Raw genomic sequence first — 15,712 nt, forward strand, 5'->3', positions numbered from 1 at the left:
TGGCTTAGGCTCAATTATTGGAAGTCTTGCATGTTCCAGTTGCCAATATCTGCAGCTGGACCTTCTCCACCCTCTTGGCCATCTGCGCCTAGAGTGAAGATATCGATTGTACCGTTATCACCTGGGCTTAAGTATTGGTACTGGTTGCCCCAAGGGTCATTAGGAAGACGTTTGATGTAACCACCATCACGGTAGTTGCGTGGCTCTGGGTTAGATGGCTTGCTAACCAATGCTTCTAGACCTTGGTCCGTTGTTGGGTAAACGCTGTTATCCAACTTGTACATATCTAGGGCATTTTCCAGCGCTACGATGTCCGTAATCGCTTTTTGTTGGTCAGCCTTCTCTTTGTTACCCAATAGGTTTGGAACAACGAAACTTGCCAAAATACCAAGGATAACGACAACAACCATCACTTCTAAAAGTGTAAAACCCTGTTGTTTACTACGCTTAAACTTCATTTTTTTCTCCGAAAGTTAGATTAAAGCCATGCCGTTAGTAGACACGTCTTAATTCGAAATTATCCGCTCATCAAGTTATTCATTTCTAGCATTGGCATCAAGGTCGCCATCACAATGAACAACACTAATCCAGCCATTAATGCAATCAGCGCAGGAGTAAACACACCCAGAGCAATATTGACTGTTGATTCAAAGTTTTGATCTTGGTTATCGGCTGCCCGCGTCAACATGCTCTCTAATTCACCACTTTGCTCACCACTGGCGATCATGTGTAGCATCATTGGTGGAAACAAGCGAGTTTGGTCCAACGCCTTACGCAAACTAGCGCCCTCTCGGACGTTATCCGCTGCAAGCAAGACTTGCTGCTTCACATAACGGTTAGACATAACATCTACCGCAACGCGCATACCCTCGAGAATTGGAATCGCACTGGAAGTACAGATCGAAAGTGTTCGTGCGAATCGTGCGGTATTCAAACCTCGAGAGATCTTACCTATTAGCGGTAAGCTCAAGATTTTTCTGTCCCAAGCTAAGCGAAAGTCTGGCTTTTGCAACGCCAGTTTGAGGCCATAGAAAAGCGCCACCAGCACAACGAAAATAATCAGCCCCCAATCTTGCACAAACTCACTGGCTGCCAGTAAAAATTGCGTCGATTGAGGTAACTCTTGGCCCATCTGAATGATGGGTTCAATGATTTTAGGAACCACTGTCGCCAATAAGAACGAAACGATGACAACCGCGAATACCACCAAAACTACAGGATAAATCATGGCTTGAAGCAATTTAGATCGCATCTTTTGGCGGTTTTCGACATAGTCTGCCAAACGCTCTAATACGGTATCGAGGTGACCTGATTTTTCGCCCGCCGCAACCATAGAGCGGTACAGTTCATCAAACACGTGTGGGTAATCGGCAAAACTGTCGGCAAGCGGATAACCCTCTGTTACTTTCGAGCGAACCGCAGCCAACATAGAACGAATCCTCGGCTTTTCAGCCTGCTCAGAGACCGCACGCAAACACTCTTCCAAAGGCATTCCTGATTGGACTAGCGTAGACAATTGCCGTGTGATGAGTGCCAGCTCAGATGTCGAGATGCCGCGCTTAAAGCTGACTGAACCTGAAGACTTAGCCGTTTTAGCTTTCGTCTCGACCACTTCAATCGGGATCATCCCTTGCTCTTTGAGTCGCTGGCGCACTTGTCGGGCGTTGTCCCCTTCTATCGTGCCTTTTTTATGCTTGCCTTTTGCATCTAGCGCTTTGTACTCAAATGCCGCCATTAGGTTTCCTTCGTCACTCGCATCACTTCTTCAAGTGACGTAATGCCACGACGCACTTTGCTTAAACCATCGCTGCGAATACTTGGCGTATGGGCGCGAACGGCTCTCTCAATTTCTTGCTCACCAGACTCTCGGTGAATCAACTCTTGTACTTGCTCATCAACCATAATGAGCTCGTGGATACCTGTTCGACCTCGGTAGCCTTTTTGGTTACACGCTTCACAGCCTTTTGCTCGGTGCAGTTCTAACGGTTCATGCGCTTCCATACCAAACAGTTTTTTCTGTTCCGCATCGGCTTCATACGGCTCTTTACAGCTTGGACAAAGCGTTCGAACTAAGCGCTGCGCTAGCACCCCTAATAACGAAGAAGAAATAAGGAATGGCTCAATACCCATATCACGTAGACGCGTAATCGCACCCACTGCGGTGTTGGTGTGGAGAGTAGACATTACCAAGTGACCCGTTAAGGACGCTTGCACTGCAATTTGTGCGGTTTCTAAGTCACGGATCTCACCGACCATCACCACATCCGGGTCCTGACGCAGAATGGCACGCAAACCACGCGCAAACGTCATGTCGACCTTTGGGTTCACCTGAGTTTGACCGATGCCATCAATATCAAATTCGATCGGGTCTTCAACCGTTAAAATGTTGCGTTCGTTGCTATTGATCTCTTGCAAGCCAGCGTACAAGGTGGTTGATTTACCAGAACCTGTCGGGCCCGTCACCAAGATGATACCGTGAGGGCGGCCAATCAAGTGACGGAAGTTGTCATGCACTGAAGGGGTCATGCCCAAACTATGTAAATCAAGACGAGTCGCGTTTTTATCCAACAGACGCATTACCACGCGCTCCCCATGAGAGGACGGCATCGTCGATACACGCACGTCCACCGCACGACCACCGATACGCAACGAAATACGGCCATCTTGAGGCACACGCTTTTCTGCGATATCTAGTTTAGCCATAACCTTCACACGAGAAACCAGCAAAGGCGCTAGCTTACGACTTGGGGTCAGAACTTCACGCAATACGCCATCGACACGGAAACGAATCGAAAGGGTTTTCTCGAACGTCTCAATATGAATATCCGACGCACCTTCTTTGATCGCTTCGCCCAACATGGCGTTGATCAATTTGATGATTGGCGCATCGTCTTCCGATTCTAATAAGTCTTCATCATGCGGCAGTTCTTCAGCCAAAGAGAAGAAATCATCGCTATCAGCACCAATATCTTCCATCAACTGACGCGCTTCAGACGAGTCGCGTTGATATGCTTCAGTCAGCTTTTTGTCAAAGGCTTCTTTATCGATAGGTTGCGGTACGAAGCTTTTCTTTAATACACGACGGACTTCAACCAGAGCCGCAGGGTTAAGCGGCTCGACATAGTAAAGAATAGGTGGACGCTCAGGATGCTCTGTCTCCAGCACCAGTTTAAAGCGGTTGGCAAAACTGAATGGCAGACGACGCATACTTGGCGCTGTGTCTAACATATCAACCATTAGTTGTTTTCCATTTGATCAATAAACGCTTGAATCTCTGTTGGGTGCTGACGCTCCTGGCCAAAGGCAGGCATAACCGGGATCTTCTCGTCTGCCATCAACTTCAACCCTTGATCCGCTTTATAAAGCTGTTCTGCGCGAATAAAGTTGTATTTACGCTGCGTAATACCGTCGGCCGTCACACCATCGCGAATAATCGTCGGCTTGATGAACACCATCAAGTTACGTTTTTCTGTTTGCGTGCTCGTTGACTTGAACAGGTGACCCAGTACCGGAATGTCACCCAATAGCGGCACTTTAGACTCACTTTCAAGTGCGCGTTCATCGACCAAACCACCAAGAACCAACATCTGACCATCTTGGATCATGACAGAGGTGTTTAACTGTCGTTTAGCAAAGCGAACGTCAACCGCACCGTTTGCGCCTAATACGTTGGAAACTTCTTGTTCAATGTTTAACTGTACAGAGTCACCTTCGTTAATTTGTGGCACTACTTTGAGTTTGATACCGACTTCTTTACGGTCAACCGTTTGGAATGGGTTGTCGTTGTTTGAGCCAGCCGTAGAGCCCGTAATAACCGGAACCTCTTCACCCACAATAAATGATGCTTCGCCATTATCCATTACGGTAATACTCGGAGAAGATAGAATGTTTGAGTTGGAGTCAGAAGCAACAGCACTAATTAGCGCTGTCCAGTCACCCATGACAATACTCATTGCCGCACCATTTACTCCGCTAAGCGCTGACGCTAGCGTAGAGTAGTCACCTGATTCAGTAACATCATATGGCGTTCGTTCGCCATTAGAGTTGGTATAGTATTCAGTGCGGGTTTGATCTTTTGCTTCTTCTAGACCAACCATCACCTGACCAATCGGGGCTCCTGAGTTACCGTACTGAATTACAGCACCCGTTTCTAATGAACCCCACTGAACACCTAGGTTAATACCATCACCTTCAGACATTTCGACAATTAACGCTTCAATAAGAACCTGAGCACGACGAATATCGAGTTGAGAAATGACGTCTTGTAATGCCATCATAATATCTGGCGGCGCTGTTAAAACTAACGAGTTAGTTGCAGCGTGAGCAGCAATGACGACCTCACCACGCGATGCACCTGATGTTTTCTGACCAGCTTGCTTTTCAGCTTGCAGGTTATCGGAAACACCTTTCAATACATCCACCAAGTCTTCAGCTTTCGCATTTTTCAGGTACACAACTCGGTTGTTACCTTTTGTCGCCATTTCAACATCAAGTTGACGAATCAAACGTTTCAAGCGGGCTCTTACTTTTGGATCACCAGAAATTAAAATCGCGTTAGTACGTTCATCGGCCACAATTTTAGGTTCAAGGAACTCTGGCGTGCTTTTCTGATTCGCACTTTTATTCAGTGCTTCGACAATGCGTACCATTTCAGCAGCAGATGCATTACGCAGCTCCACCAATTCAATTTCTTTATCGCCGGCTTGGTCAACACGCTTGATGATCTCTGCTAAGCGATTCACTACTGCCGCACGACCAGTAATCAAGATAATATTCGCTGGATCATAATGAACCACGTTACCGGCACCGGCGTTATCAATCAACTGACGAAGTAGAGGAGACAACTCACGGACCGACACATTACGCACCGCGACAACTCGAGTGATAACACTATCGCCTTGCGCGCTACCATCACCTAACACAGGGATTGCTGAGGTTTTTGAGTCTTTTGCTTTGATAACCTTAAGTACCCCATTGTCCATCTCTACGACTGCGTAACCGTATACTTCAAGGACATTAAGGAAAAAGCTGTAATATTGCTCTTCGTTAAGTACGTCATAGCTGCGGACATCGATCTTACCGCGTACTGAAGGATCAACAATGATGGTCTTTTCGAGGTTACGACCCACTATGTTGATGAATTCTTGAATATCAGTGCCTTTAAAGCTCGCACTAAATTCGTTTGCCATTGCACCTGGTACGCAGAGTAAACTTCCTGCTAGTAGCCAAGCACTTTTGCTGAACCAATGTTTCACGTATGTCTCCCTGAACTTACGCCGGTTGCCTAAGTCTTACAATTGGATATAGATATCGTACTGTTGGCCGTCTCGCTCAACAGTTAAATTTAATTCTTGCGGATCGCTCATCACTTGCATCAGTTGTACTGAAGAAGACGGATCACTTAAATCGATCCCGTTCAGTTGAACCGCAATATCACCAGGTTGTAGCCCTACATCATTAAATAATGCGGCATCACGACCAGGTGATACTCGATAACCAACAATGTCTCCGTCTTTTTTGACGGGTGAAATGGTGATGTATTTAAAAACGCTTTGTGGATCTTTCGCAATTTCTTCGCGGATTTGCTCTAATTTCTCTCCAACGTCAGACGTCGCTGCTTCTGCTCGCTGAGCTTGCGCCCTAGCTACCTGCGGCGATTCAGATAGCTTCTTATATTCTATACCTTGCATCATTAAGGTCTCGTCTCGACCTTGGTTATCAATGATGACGCGATCCACCAATACCGCTTTTAGCGTCGCACGTGTCCCTTCGATTTCTTCACCCAAACCGTACGTAGCTTGCTTACCTCGGTTAGCAATAACAGCAAGGCTGGTATTGGCATCACTGCTGGCAACCGCACCGACTAGGGTGAGGTTAAGGCGCGTCTTAGGGGCGTCTTTAACAATAGGCTGTTCTACAACCGCCGCTTTTTGCTCAGTGTATTTACCGAATAGGTTGGCATTCTGAAGGGCATTAAAATCTATCGCGTCGCCTTTATTGCTCGCAGCAACGCTACTCGCCGATGGACGCCATTGCGGCACTTCCGACGATTGAGGTATGGCTAACCACACAATTTTGCCAAGTATCCATCCGGTTATCGCAATAAACAGACAGGTAAGCAACAAGCTAAGTTTGGCTTGAATGGTATAATGATTGGACTTGATCTGAGCCAGTAGCGGTCTGCTTGATAATCCTGCACTTAGCTCTAAACGTTTCACTGAATGGATTCCTTTATTCTAACGTCCGTCATTTAAGCTATAACGATAGCTATCGACTTTAAATTGCTAAATTTGCAATAAAATTATTACTCAACAAAGAGCAGTGAACTATATCACAAGTTGTCTTTCATACCTTTTTCTTATGCAGTTTTTGCCAACTCCCTTGAAAAAAATACGCCTTGACTCCATCTGTAGGTGAATAATCCATCACTCATTGCCGTATTCGGGCAGTGATTAGATAGCGTAGTGTTCTATGAGTTCCCTAAATGAAGCCGTTAGGCTAGATAAATGGCTATGGGCCGCAAGATTTTACAAAACCCGCTCCATCGCGCGTAACATGGTCGATGGCGGTAAAGTCCACTATAATGGCCAACGAAGCAAGCCGAGTAAAATCGTTGAAGTGGGCGCTGAAGTCAGACTTCGTCAAGGCAACGAAGAAAAAATCGTGATCATCGAACAAATCTCAGATCAACGCCGAGGCGCTCCCATCGCACAAACCTTATATCGCGAAACCAATGAGAGTATCGCGAAACGTGAGGAACACGCGACTCAACGTAAGCTTAATGCCCACAACCCAAGTCCGGAACGCCGCCCAGATAAAAAGCAGCGCCGAGACATCATTAAGTTCAAACACCAATAAAAGCCGGAATTACCAACGAGGAAAGCACTCCATGGCAAATAATGTTTTAAACCGCTACCTATTCGAAGATCTTTCAGTACGTGGCGAGTTGGTACAATTGGATGAAGCGTACCAACGTGTTATCTCCAGCAAGGAATATCCGGCAGCAATAGAGAAACTGCTGGGTGAGCTACTCGTTTCAACTACTCTTTTAACTGCCACTCTTAAGTTCGAAGGTTCGATCACCATCCAGCTACAAGGCGACGGTCCTGTGTCTCTTGCCGTTATCAACGGTGACCATAACCAACGTGTTCGTGGCGTAGCTCGCTGGGAAGGCGATGTTGCCGATGACGCAAACATTCACGATCTAATGGGTAAGGGCTACCTTGTGATCACCATCGAACCGAAAAACGGCGAGCGTTACCAAGGCGTCGTTGGATTAGAAGGTGACACTTTAGCAGAAGTGCTAGAAGGCTACTTTGCAAACTCAGAGCAGTTAAAAACGCGCCTATGGATCCGCACTGGTGAGCATGAAGGCAAAGCACACGCAGCAGGTATGTTGATTCAAGTGATCCCTGACGGCACTGGCTCTCCAGATGATTTCGAACATCTAGAGCAGCTCACTGATACAGTAAAAGATGAAGAATTGTTTGGTTTAGAAGCGAACGAGTTATTGTATCGACTATATAACCAAGACAAAGTACGTCTGTACGAGCCGCAACCTGTCGAGTTCCATTGTGGCTGTTCTCGTGAGCGTAGCGGTGCAGCAATCATCACCGTTGAGAAAGCTGAAATTTATGACATTTTGGCAGAAGTTGGATCAGTTTCTTTACATTGTGATTACTGTGGCACAACTTATACGTTCGACGAATCTGAAGTCACTGAACTGTATGCACAAGCTTCTACAGACAAGAAAACCCTGCATTAATTTACATAGCTTATCAAGCACGTAATTTACCCTACAAAAGGCCAGCTTAATGCTGGCCTTTTTGTGATCAACCCCTCGTAATAACTAGCCTCAAGCGTAATAAAACAACTGCTTAATTTTAAACAATTAATAATGATTTTGCCCTAGCGCAAAGGATTGCGTGCACGATAGACTATTCCCACCAATATGTGACGGGTTACCTAAAACCTTATTGAAATCATGGGTAAATTTTGAGCTATCTCCCTGTTTTCTCCCCGCCCCGTTGCTAGCATGGTGAGCAGATTAAAATTAAAACATTCTTACAAAATCCCTACAAAATCCTTATAAGGAGCACCTATGACCGTTATGGAACATACTAAGGCTGCAACACTTGATCTAACCAAGCACGGACTGCATAACGTAAAAGAGGTTATTCGCAACCCAAGCTACGAAATGTTGTTTGAGGAAGAAACGCGTGAAGACCTAACCGGTTATGAGCGCGGCGTGGTTACTGAACTAGGTGCGGTTGCCGTTGACACTGGCATCTTTACTGGTCGCTCACCAAAAGATAAATATATCGTCAAAGACGCTACGACAGAAGAACATATGTGGTGGACGTCTGATCAAGTGAAAAATGATAACAAGCCAATCACTCCTGAAGTGTGGGACGAGCTAAAAGAACTGGTCACAAACCAGCTTTCTAACAAACGCTTGTTTGTTGTTGACGGTTACTGTGGTGCAAACCCAGATACACGTTTGAGCATTCGTGTTATCACAGAAGTCGCATGGCAAGCGCACTTCGTTAAAAACATGTTTATTCGCCCGACAGAAGAAGAGTTAGCGACATTTGAACCAGACTTCGTAGTAATGAATGGCGCAAAATGCACTAATCCAAAATGGGAAGAGCAAGGCCTGAACTCAGAAAACTTCACCGTATTTAACCTAACCGAGCGCATGCAACTTATCGGTGGTACTTGGTACGGCGGTGAAATGAAGAAAGGTATGTTCGCCATGATGAACTACTTCCTTCCACTAAAAGACATCGCATCAATGCACTGTAGCGCTAACATGGGCAAAGATGGCGATGTAGCGGTATTCTTCGGTCTATCTGGTACAGGTAAAACGACCCTGTCGACTGATCCTAAACGTGCGCTAATTGGTGATGATGAGCACGGCTGGGATGATGACGGTGTCTTCAACTTCGAAGGTGGTTGTTACGCAAAAACCATCAAACTTTCGAAAGAAGCAGAGCCGGACATCTACAATGCAATTCGTCGTGATGCACTGCTAGAAAACGTAACAGTACGTGGCGATGGCTCTATCGACTTTGATGATGGTTCGAAAACAGAAAACACACGTGTTTCTTACCCTATCTACCATATCGATAATATCGTTAAGCCAGTATCAAAAGGCGGTCACGCGAATAAAGTGATCTTCCTATCAGCCGATGCATTTGGCGTACTGCCTCCAGTATCTAAATTGACACCCGAGCAAACTAAGTACCACTTCCTGTCTGGCTTTACCGCCAAACTAGCGGGAACAGAGCGCGGTATTACTGAGCCAACACCAACTTTCTCTGCTTGTTTCGGCGCGGCGTTCCTAACGCTTCACCCAACTAAATACGCAGAAGTACTGGTTAAACGCATGGAAGCAGCAGGCGCTGAGGCTTACCTAGTGAATACTGGTTGGAACGGCACTGGCAAACGTATCTCTATTCAAGATACACGCGGAATTATTGATGCCATTCTTGATGGTTCGATTGAAGAAGCACCAACTAAGCACATTCCAATCTTCAACCTTGAAGTACCAACATCACTACCAGGTGTGGATCCTAGCATTCTAGACCCTCGCGACACGTACGTTGACCCACTTCAGTGGGAAAGCAAAGCGAAAGATTTAGCAGCGCGCTTTATCAATAACTTTGATAAGTACACAGACAACGCTGAAGGTAAATCTCTGGTTGCGGCTGGTCCTCAGATTGATTAAATCGAGTAACAGCGACGTCGCGTAAACGCAGTGAAAAGTTGGCATTAACTTATCACCTTTACGTAGGCCAAGTTACAAAAATTGCTTCAAGCCCCTCTTTTGAGGGGCTTTTTATTGAATACCACAGAATATTGATACAAGCTAAAGCCTATCTAGTTTTATTTCATAACACACGTAGGTTCTAGCAAAGATGAAAACAGCGCGTCGAGTTCTACTTCTGTTACTGGTTATCTTAGTTGCCATTCCAGCCGCTACGATTGCGCTGCTAACAACATCTTACGCGGACGCAACCTGGCGCTTGCTGTCAAACACCTTTTCTCTTCCCTTCCGGGCCGAAAGCGTGCGTTATGGCTTTCCCTATCACCTAACTTTACAACGCGTGAACACCAGCGGAGACGATGCGTCTTACATCGAGCAAGTCGATTTATGGATGAATCCCGATGTTTATCGCGATGGTAAATGGATCGTTGATAGTTTATTGATTGATGGTATGAGCTTGCAGTATGGCGCACCAAAGCTCCCACCTTTAGATAACGTTTTATTCCATCAAATCGCGCTCAAAAATATTGATTACGCCGACGAGCAGTTCTCTGCCAATGGCATTGACCTTCAAATTCAATCACCACAATGGAATGGTCAATTAATACCATATGGCGAAGTTCAACTTGCAGCTGACCAACTCTATTGGAATGGCGAAGCCTTTAATCAAGTCTTAGTCGATATAGACTACAAACCGCAAGACAGTACGCTTTATGGCACCTCTTTTAACTGGCGTAACAGTCAAATATCTGGGCAAGGGGAGCAGTATCCTCAAGGCTGGTCTTTAGTAAATGTGACCATCAACAAGCTGAAACTGAGTAATACGCAGCGCCAATCACTGCTTGCAAAACCTTGGCACGATCTACCATTTAACATTAATCATATTAATAGCTTAGATTTGCTTAACGCCGATATTGAATGGGGCGACTGGCACTGGCAGAACTTGGATCTTTCTGTGGAAAACGCCACACTGCCACTGTCTCTCTGGAAGACAAAAGCTCAAGTGTCATTGCAGGCGGATAGCGTTCGATTCCTGCAGCAAACCGCAATAGAGCCACGTTTGAGTGCCGCTATCGAGCCAGGAGTAATCCAGCTCAACGAGCTCAGCTTAGATTGGCAGCAAGGTCGAGTGCAAGTTTCTGGATTGTTCACGCCAACACAATGGAAGCTCAAAGAAGCCTCTATTCAAGGCCTCAAGTGGGCAACACAGCCAGAAGACAACCTAAATTGGTGGCACGCCGCCACCAGCGAGTTAGAGCATGTTGCAATCGAACGACTCGACATTGAGCGCAGCCAAATTATCCAGCTATCTCACGAACCTTATTGGCAACTTTCCGGTTTAAATATCGAAGGGCAACAGCTTGATATTAAACAGTCGGCTCAACGTTGGGGCCTTTGGCAAGGCGAATTGGAAGTCAGCGTTGTCAACGCCAGCTATGACCAAATACTCACGTCTCACGCAGCACTTGCCATGCAAAGCAAAGATGGCTTTTGGCAATTGACTCGCCTTTTTGCGCCACTCGAGCAAGGCTACGTAGAAGGCATCGGACAAATAGATTTGAGTACCCCGAGCCAACCTTGGGCGCTCAACGTCAATGCTGATGGTATTCCCTTATCGCTCTTCCACGATTATTTTTTACCCGACACACTGGCTATTGATGGTTTTTCCGATCTCAGCCTCGATCTACAAGGGTTATCAGGTGATCGCAACATGCTGGCCTACAGCTTATCGGGTGAAGTGGAAGCCAATCTCCGAGATACCCGCTTGAAGTCCCAAGCGGATCATTCGCTCAAAGCCATTACCTTAAGTCCACTGCGTTTAAGCGCGCAACGAGGGGAAGTTGCCATAAAGCCGGTCACCATCTCAGGAAAAGCCATAAGTGGTAAGGTTTGGGGAACATTTGATATGGCCAACAACCCGCTAAGTGGCATTACTTATCAATTGGAAGAGTCGTGCGGAAACATTGAAGGCGATCTACTAAGTGGCGAAACCCACCGTAATGAGTGCGTGAACGCATCAAAACTGGCCGAGCCTACTGATATTGAGACTCCACAGAAAAATGAACCTTCCATCGAGCAGCCAATCGTAATTGATAACATCAATTTGGAGACTCAAGAGGAAGAGCTTTACGAAGAAGTTATCGAAGAAGATGAAGTACCCGACACGAATTCCGCAGCAGAACAAACCCTCTCACCGACAGAGCAAGAAGGTGAAACAGATAAGCGCCCAGCAGATCAGTCGGCGCTTACCCCATCAGCAACTGAGTAACTGCGAGTAGTTCGGTATCAGCATATAGGTACCGACAAAATCAACAGCTGGCGTGTCACCACTATAAATCACTACGTGAATAACGATGCGTGCTTTGCGTCCCGACTCCAATCGGTCTAGGTCACCACTGATCCCATCCAACGAAGTACTCGCCACGGGGTTTTGTTCGACTGGTTGACGATAGCGAATCGAGCTGTCGGCCAACACAATATCACCGTGCAGCCCACGCTCTTTAAGCAGCAGCCACGTCATCCCCCACCCTGTCAGGGTTGCTAAGGTAAAAGCTGACCCAGCGAACATGGTGTTATGCGGATTAAGGTTAGGATTAAGCTGCGCACAGCATTCAAACTGGTAACCCGTGTACTGGTTAATCTTGATCCCCATTTTGTCGCTAATTGGGATTTGTTGCTCCCAGCGCTGTTGAAGCTCAGTACACCATTCAGGGCGACGTAACACATTGGCCATCGGATCCAGTTGCTTCACCATTTGCTGATGGCGCACAGGGCCACGCTCATCGGTCAGCTCACCTCGACGCTCAAAGCCATTTTTTTCATAAAAGGCGATGGCATCTTCACGGGCATTACACACCAAGCGTTTCGCTCCTTCCTGGCGTGCTAACGACTCTAGTGCAACCAAAACCAGCGAACCCATCCCTTTGCTACGGCGATTATTTTTAACCGCCATATAGCGGATCTGGCCATCATTGTCCGGCGTAATGTATAAACGGCCAATCGCCATAGGACGACCTCGACCATCAACAATCATGCGGTGATGACTCATTTCGTCGTATTCATCGCGCTCTGAGCCGATCGGCATACGCCATGGCTCACGAAGCAGTTGCCAGCGAAACTGATAATACTTGTTTATCTGATTATCGGTTTTGGGAGTAATGAGTTTGAACATATCAATCCTTTGAAAGCACAACACTAATCAGTGTCGGAAAAATTACTCCAAGCCAATTCCATGAGCTTGGAGTTAAAGCTTAGACTATGGCGCCTGTGTTACCAGATTAGACCTGCAACCAAAACGTCACAGGACCGTCATTCACCAAAGACACTTTCATATCGGCAGCGAAGCGGCCACGCTGTGTGGGTAAGACTTCTTCACACAAGTCAGAAAAGTAATCATACAAGCGCTCTGCATCAACAGGATGCGCACCGCGAGAAAAGCCAGCTCGCGTGCCTTTTTTTGTATCCGCAGGCAGCGTAAATTGAGAAACCACCAGCACTTTACCTTCCACCTGCTTAACGTTCAGGTTCATCTTGCCTTCGTCATCTTCGAACACACGGTAGGTTGTAACACGCTCCATTAAACGCTTTGCTTTAGCTTCATCGTCGTCCTTCTCTACGCCCAATAAGACCAGCAGACCACGATCAATTTCTCCTACGACTTCACCATCCACGCGGACGGCTGCTTCACTGACTCGTTGAATTAGCGCTATCACTACTCTCGCTTCCTTCATCTGTTAACTGAGATTCAGCGGTCGAGTGTATCATGTCTAAATCTTCACTCCAGTGCTCTCGCTCACCAAGCGCAGCCGTAACTTCCGCCCCCAATAACACGATCATCCAGCATAAATACACCCAAACAAATAAGATAGGAATCGCCGCTAACGCGCCGTAGATGAGCTGATAAGACGGAAACTGAGTGATGTAAAGCGCAAAGCCTTTTTTACTCAACTCGAACAGTATCGCGGCGACTGCTGCCCCCATGGCACCATGAGCGAGGTGTACTTTTTTATTCGGCACTAGAATATACAAGCCAAGAAAAGCAAAAAAGGACAGCAATAACGGTAGCCAACGCAGAAATAAATTAAACGCACCAGATAATGTCTCGTTCTCTAAAATTTGCAGCGAAGTCACGTACGACGTCGCCGCAATACTCGCACCGACCATGATCGGCCCTAACGTGAGTACCATCCAATACATAGAGAATGAAAAGACTAAACGGCGCTTGTCTTTAACTCGCCAAATGTAGTTTAAGTTCTTATCAATGTTGGAAATCAGCATGACCGCTGCGATGAATAAAAACCCACCGCCAACCGCGCTCATTTTGCCCGTATTCGCCACAAATTCCTGTAATGCCGTATGTACAGCTTCTCCAGAAGCTGGCACAAAATTCTCAATAATGTAGCCTTGCAGCACCTCACCAACGTTCGCAAAAACGGGAAATTTCGACAATATTGATAACAATACCGTCAGCATTGGCACGATGGATAACAAGGTAATGTAGGCAAGATAGCCCGCGTTCACATTCACACGGTCATGCGTTAATCGCTTAAGAAGATACTTAAAAAACGCGACGCAACTTGGCAGTAGATTGATTAATCTCGCCTTGTAACTCTCTGATAACTGGTTCATAGTTCATCCCATAATTAGCGCCGAGGACATAAGAATGCCTTATTTATTAGCAATTGTACTATCAATTTTCACTTTAACAGGGTGTCAATCTGCTTATTACTCAGCAATGGAGCAGGTTGGGTATCATAAACGAGATATTATGGTCGACCGCGTCGAAGATGCCAAAGAATCTCAACAAGATGCACAAGAAGAATTCACCAGTGCACTTGAAGCCTTGTCTGCGATCACCAACTTTGATGGTGGTGAGCTAGAAAATGTCTACAACAACATCAATGACAAATACGAAGATAGCGAAAAAGCGGCTCAAGACGTACGTGACCGTATTGCTGCGATTGAAGACGTATCCGGCGCACTGTTTGATGAGTGGCAAGATGAGCTAGAGCTGTACTCGAGTGCGAAACTGCGTCGTTCAAGCGAGCAAAAACTACGTGAAACCAAAGCCTCGTACAAAACCATGCTTAGCGCTATGAAGCGTGCAGAGAAAAAGATGACACCGGTACTGGATACGCTACGTGACAACACGTTGTACTTAAAACACAACCTTAACGCCAGTGCGATTGGTTCTTTGCAAGGTGAGTTCTCTAGCTTAGAGAAAGACATTCAGTTTGCGATCAAACAAATGAACGAAGCGATTGCAGAGTCCGATAAATTCCTACAAAAGCTCAATCAAAAGTAAATGATTTAGACCTCCTCCTAGTGAGGAGGTTTTAGTCGGCGACCTCACCGAGTAAACCGATGACTCTTCGAACAAAGCCTACCCTCTCTGGTACAGTTCCCCATGGCACTTCTACCACTTCATAACCCAACTCAGTATAGACACTCACTAACGACTGATGAATCTCCAATGCTTCTTCAAAGCTGTGCGGACGCACTTCATCTTGTACGTAAATGGATGCTTCAGGTCGACAAGTAAACACCTGACTATGGTACCCAGCGCTTTCGGTTAAGAAAGCTTGGTCAACCTTACAGCCGCCCACTTGTAGGTATGCAATGATGTCGGGGATGGCGCGATCAACAAACGCAACATCATGACAACGCGCATCACTCTTTTGTTTGTCCATCAACCCAAGGCATAACTTGGCAAACTCAGGTAAATTCGTCCACGGCAAAATACCATTTTCTAACTGGCTTTGCTGCTCAATCAAGTCGCGAGACCCTTCAGGAAACGTGGCATAACCACACGCGTCTAGCGCATTCAGCAGTGTTGTTTTTCCCGCACCAGGCCCACCGGTGATAATAATCGGGTTCATATTCAACTCCAGAAAACAAAAAGCCCCGAGCATAACTCGAGGCTTCTTCTTAATTGAATCGCTT

14 protein-coding genes are annotated in these 15,712 nt (G+C 46.3%); 5 read left to right on the top strand and 9 right to left on the bottom strand.

Features of this window, described 5'->3' with window-relative positions; translation table 11 throughout:
* Positions 1 to 14 precede the first annotated feature (14 nt).
* Genes gspG through gspC form a run of 5 tightly spaced genes read right to left on the bottom strand, consistent with a single transcriptional unit; the run spans position 15 to position 6,218 of the window.
* Positions 15 to 458, bottom strand: a complete 444-nt coding sequence (gene gspG / locus R7Z78_RS14095) for a type II secretion system major pseudopilin GspG (protein WP_005379298.1) — start codon at positions 456 to 458, stop codon at positions 15 to 17.
* 59 nt (positions 459 to 517) lie between these two features.
* The gene (gene gspF / locus R7Z78_RS14100; protein ID WP_053303407.1) at positions 518 to 1,735 is read right to left on the bottom strand and encodes a type II secretion system inner membrane protein GspF; all 1,218 of its coding nucleotides are present in this window, start codon (positions 1,733 to 1,735) and stop codon (positions 518 to 520) included.
* Positions 1,735 to 3,237, bottom strand: coding sequence for a type II secretion system ATPase GspE (gspE, locus tag R7Z78_RS14105; RefSeq protein WP_005379296.1), 1,503 nt, complete (start codon positions 3,235 to 3,237; stop codon positions 1,735 to 1,737). The genes gspF and gspE overlap by 1 nt, the downstream gene beginning before the upstream one ends.
* Positions 3,237 to 5,255, bottom strand: coding sequence for a type II secretion system secretin GspD (gene gspD, locus R7Z78_RS14110; protein WP_005379295.1), 2,019 nt, complete (start codon positions 5,253 to 5,255; stop codon positions 3,237 to 3,239). The genes gspE and gspD overlap by 1 nt, the downstream gene beginning before the upstream one ends.
* A 36-nt stretch (positions 5,256 to 5,291) precedes the next feature.
* Positions 5,292 to 6,218 carry a type II secretion system protein GspC gene (gene gspC, locus R7Z78_RS14115; protein WP_053303408.1) on the bottom strand — a complete coding sequence of 309 codons (927 nt, stop codon included), beginning with the start codon at positions 6,216 to 6,218 and terminating at the stop codon, positions 5,292 to 5,294.
* 253 nt (positions 6,219 to 6,471) lie between these two features.
* Here gspC and hslR point away from each other — a divergent pair, with 253 nt between their 5' ends.
* From hslR to R7Z78_RS14135, 4 genes are all read left to right on the top strand, one after another.
* Positions 6,472 to 6,858 carry a ribosome-associated heat shock protein Hsp15 gene (hslR, locus tag R7Z78_RS14120; protein WP_005379292.1) on the top strand — a complete coding sequence of 129 codons (387 nt, stop codon included), beginning with the start codon at positions 6,472 to 6,474 and terminating at the stop codon, positions 6,856 to 6,858.
* 31 nt (positions 6,859 to 6,889) lie between these two features.
* Positions 6,890 to 7,765 carry an Hsp33 family molecular chaperone HslO gene (hslO, locus tag R7Z78_RS14125; RefSeq protein WP_005379290.1) on the top strand — a complete coding sequence of 292 codons (876 nt, stop codon included), beginning with the start codon at positions 6,890 to 6,892 and terminating at the stop codon, positions 7,763 to 7,765.
* Between the two features lie 336 nt (positions 7,766 to 8,101).
* Complete coding sequence (gene pckA, locus R7Z78_RS14130) at positions 8,102 to 9,730, top strand: phosphoenolpyruvate carboxykinase (ATP) (protein WP_005379288.1); 1,629 nt, start codon at positions 8,102 to 8,104, stop codon at positions 9,728 to 9,730.
* A gap of 190 nt (positions 9,731 to 9,920) precedes the next feature.
* Positions 9,921 to 12,038, top strand: a complete 2,118-nt coding sequence (locus R7Z78_RS14135; protein ID WP_169644341.1) for an AsmA family protein — start codon at positions 9,921 to 9,923, stop codon at positions 12,036 to 12,038.
* Here R7Z78_RS14135 and R7Z78_RS14140 read toward each other — a convergent pair.
* From R7Z78_RS14140 to R7Z78_RS14150, 3 genes are all read right to left on the bottom strand, one after another.
* The gene (locus R7Z78_RS14140; RefSeq protein ID WP_005379283.1) at positions 12,024 to 12,941 is read right to left on the bottom strand and encodes a bifunctional GNAT family N-acetyltransferase/hotdog fold thioesterase; all 918 of its coding nucleotides are present in this window, start codon (positions 12,939 to 12,941) and stop codon (positions 12,024 to 12,026) included. The genes R7Z78_RS14135 and R7Z78_RS14140 overlap by 15 nt on opposite strands.
* A 106-nt stretch (positions 12,942 to 13,047) precedes the next feature.
* Positions 13,048 to 13,482, bottom strand: a complete 435-nt coding sequence (gene dtd, locus R7Z78_RS14145) for a D-aminoacyl-tRNA deacylase (RefSeq protein WP_005379282.1) — start codon at positions 13,480 to 13,482, stop codon at positions 13,048 to 13,050.
* Positions 13,454 to 14,398 (bottom strand): virulence factor BrkB family protein, encoded by a 945-nt coding sequence (locus R7Z78_RS14150; protein ID WP_005379281.1) that lies wholly within the window; start codon positions 14,396 to 14,398, stop codon positions 13,454 to 13,456. The genes dtd and R7Z78_RS14150 overlap by 29 nt, the downstream gene beginning before the upstream one ends.
* A 34-nt stretch (positions 14,399 to 14,432) precedes the next feature.
* Between R7Z78_RS14150 and R7Z78_RS14155 the strand changes: the two genes are divergently transcribed.
* Positions 14,433 to 15,074, top strand: coding sequence for a DUF2959 domain-containing protein (locus R7Z78_RS14155; RefSeq protein ID WP_005382972.1), 642 nt, complete (start codon positions 14,433 to 14,435; stop codon positions 15,072 to 15,074).
* 31 nt (positions 15,075 to 15,105) lie between these two features.
* On the opposite strand, the gene R7Z78_RS14160 is transcribed toward R7Z78_RS14155, so the two are convergent.
* Positions 15,106 to 15,648, bottom strand: coding sequence for an AAA family ATPase (locus R7Z78_RS14160; RefSeq protein WP_031779018.1), 543 nt, complete (start codon positions 15,646 to 15,648; stop codon positions 15,106 to 15,108).
* Positions 15,649 to 15,712 lie beyond the last annotated feature (64 nt).

This window comes from Vibrio sp. 1167 (assembly GCF_033340375.1).
GTDB classification, from domain to species: domain Bacteria; phylum Pseudomonadota; class Gammaproteobacteria; order Enterobacterales; family Vibrionaceae; genus Vibrio; species Vibrio alginolyticus.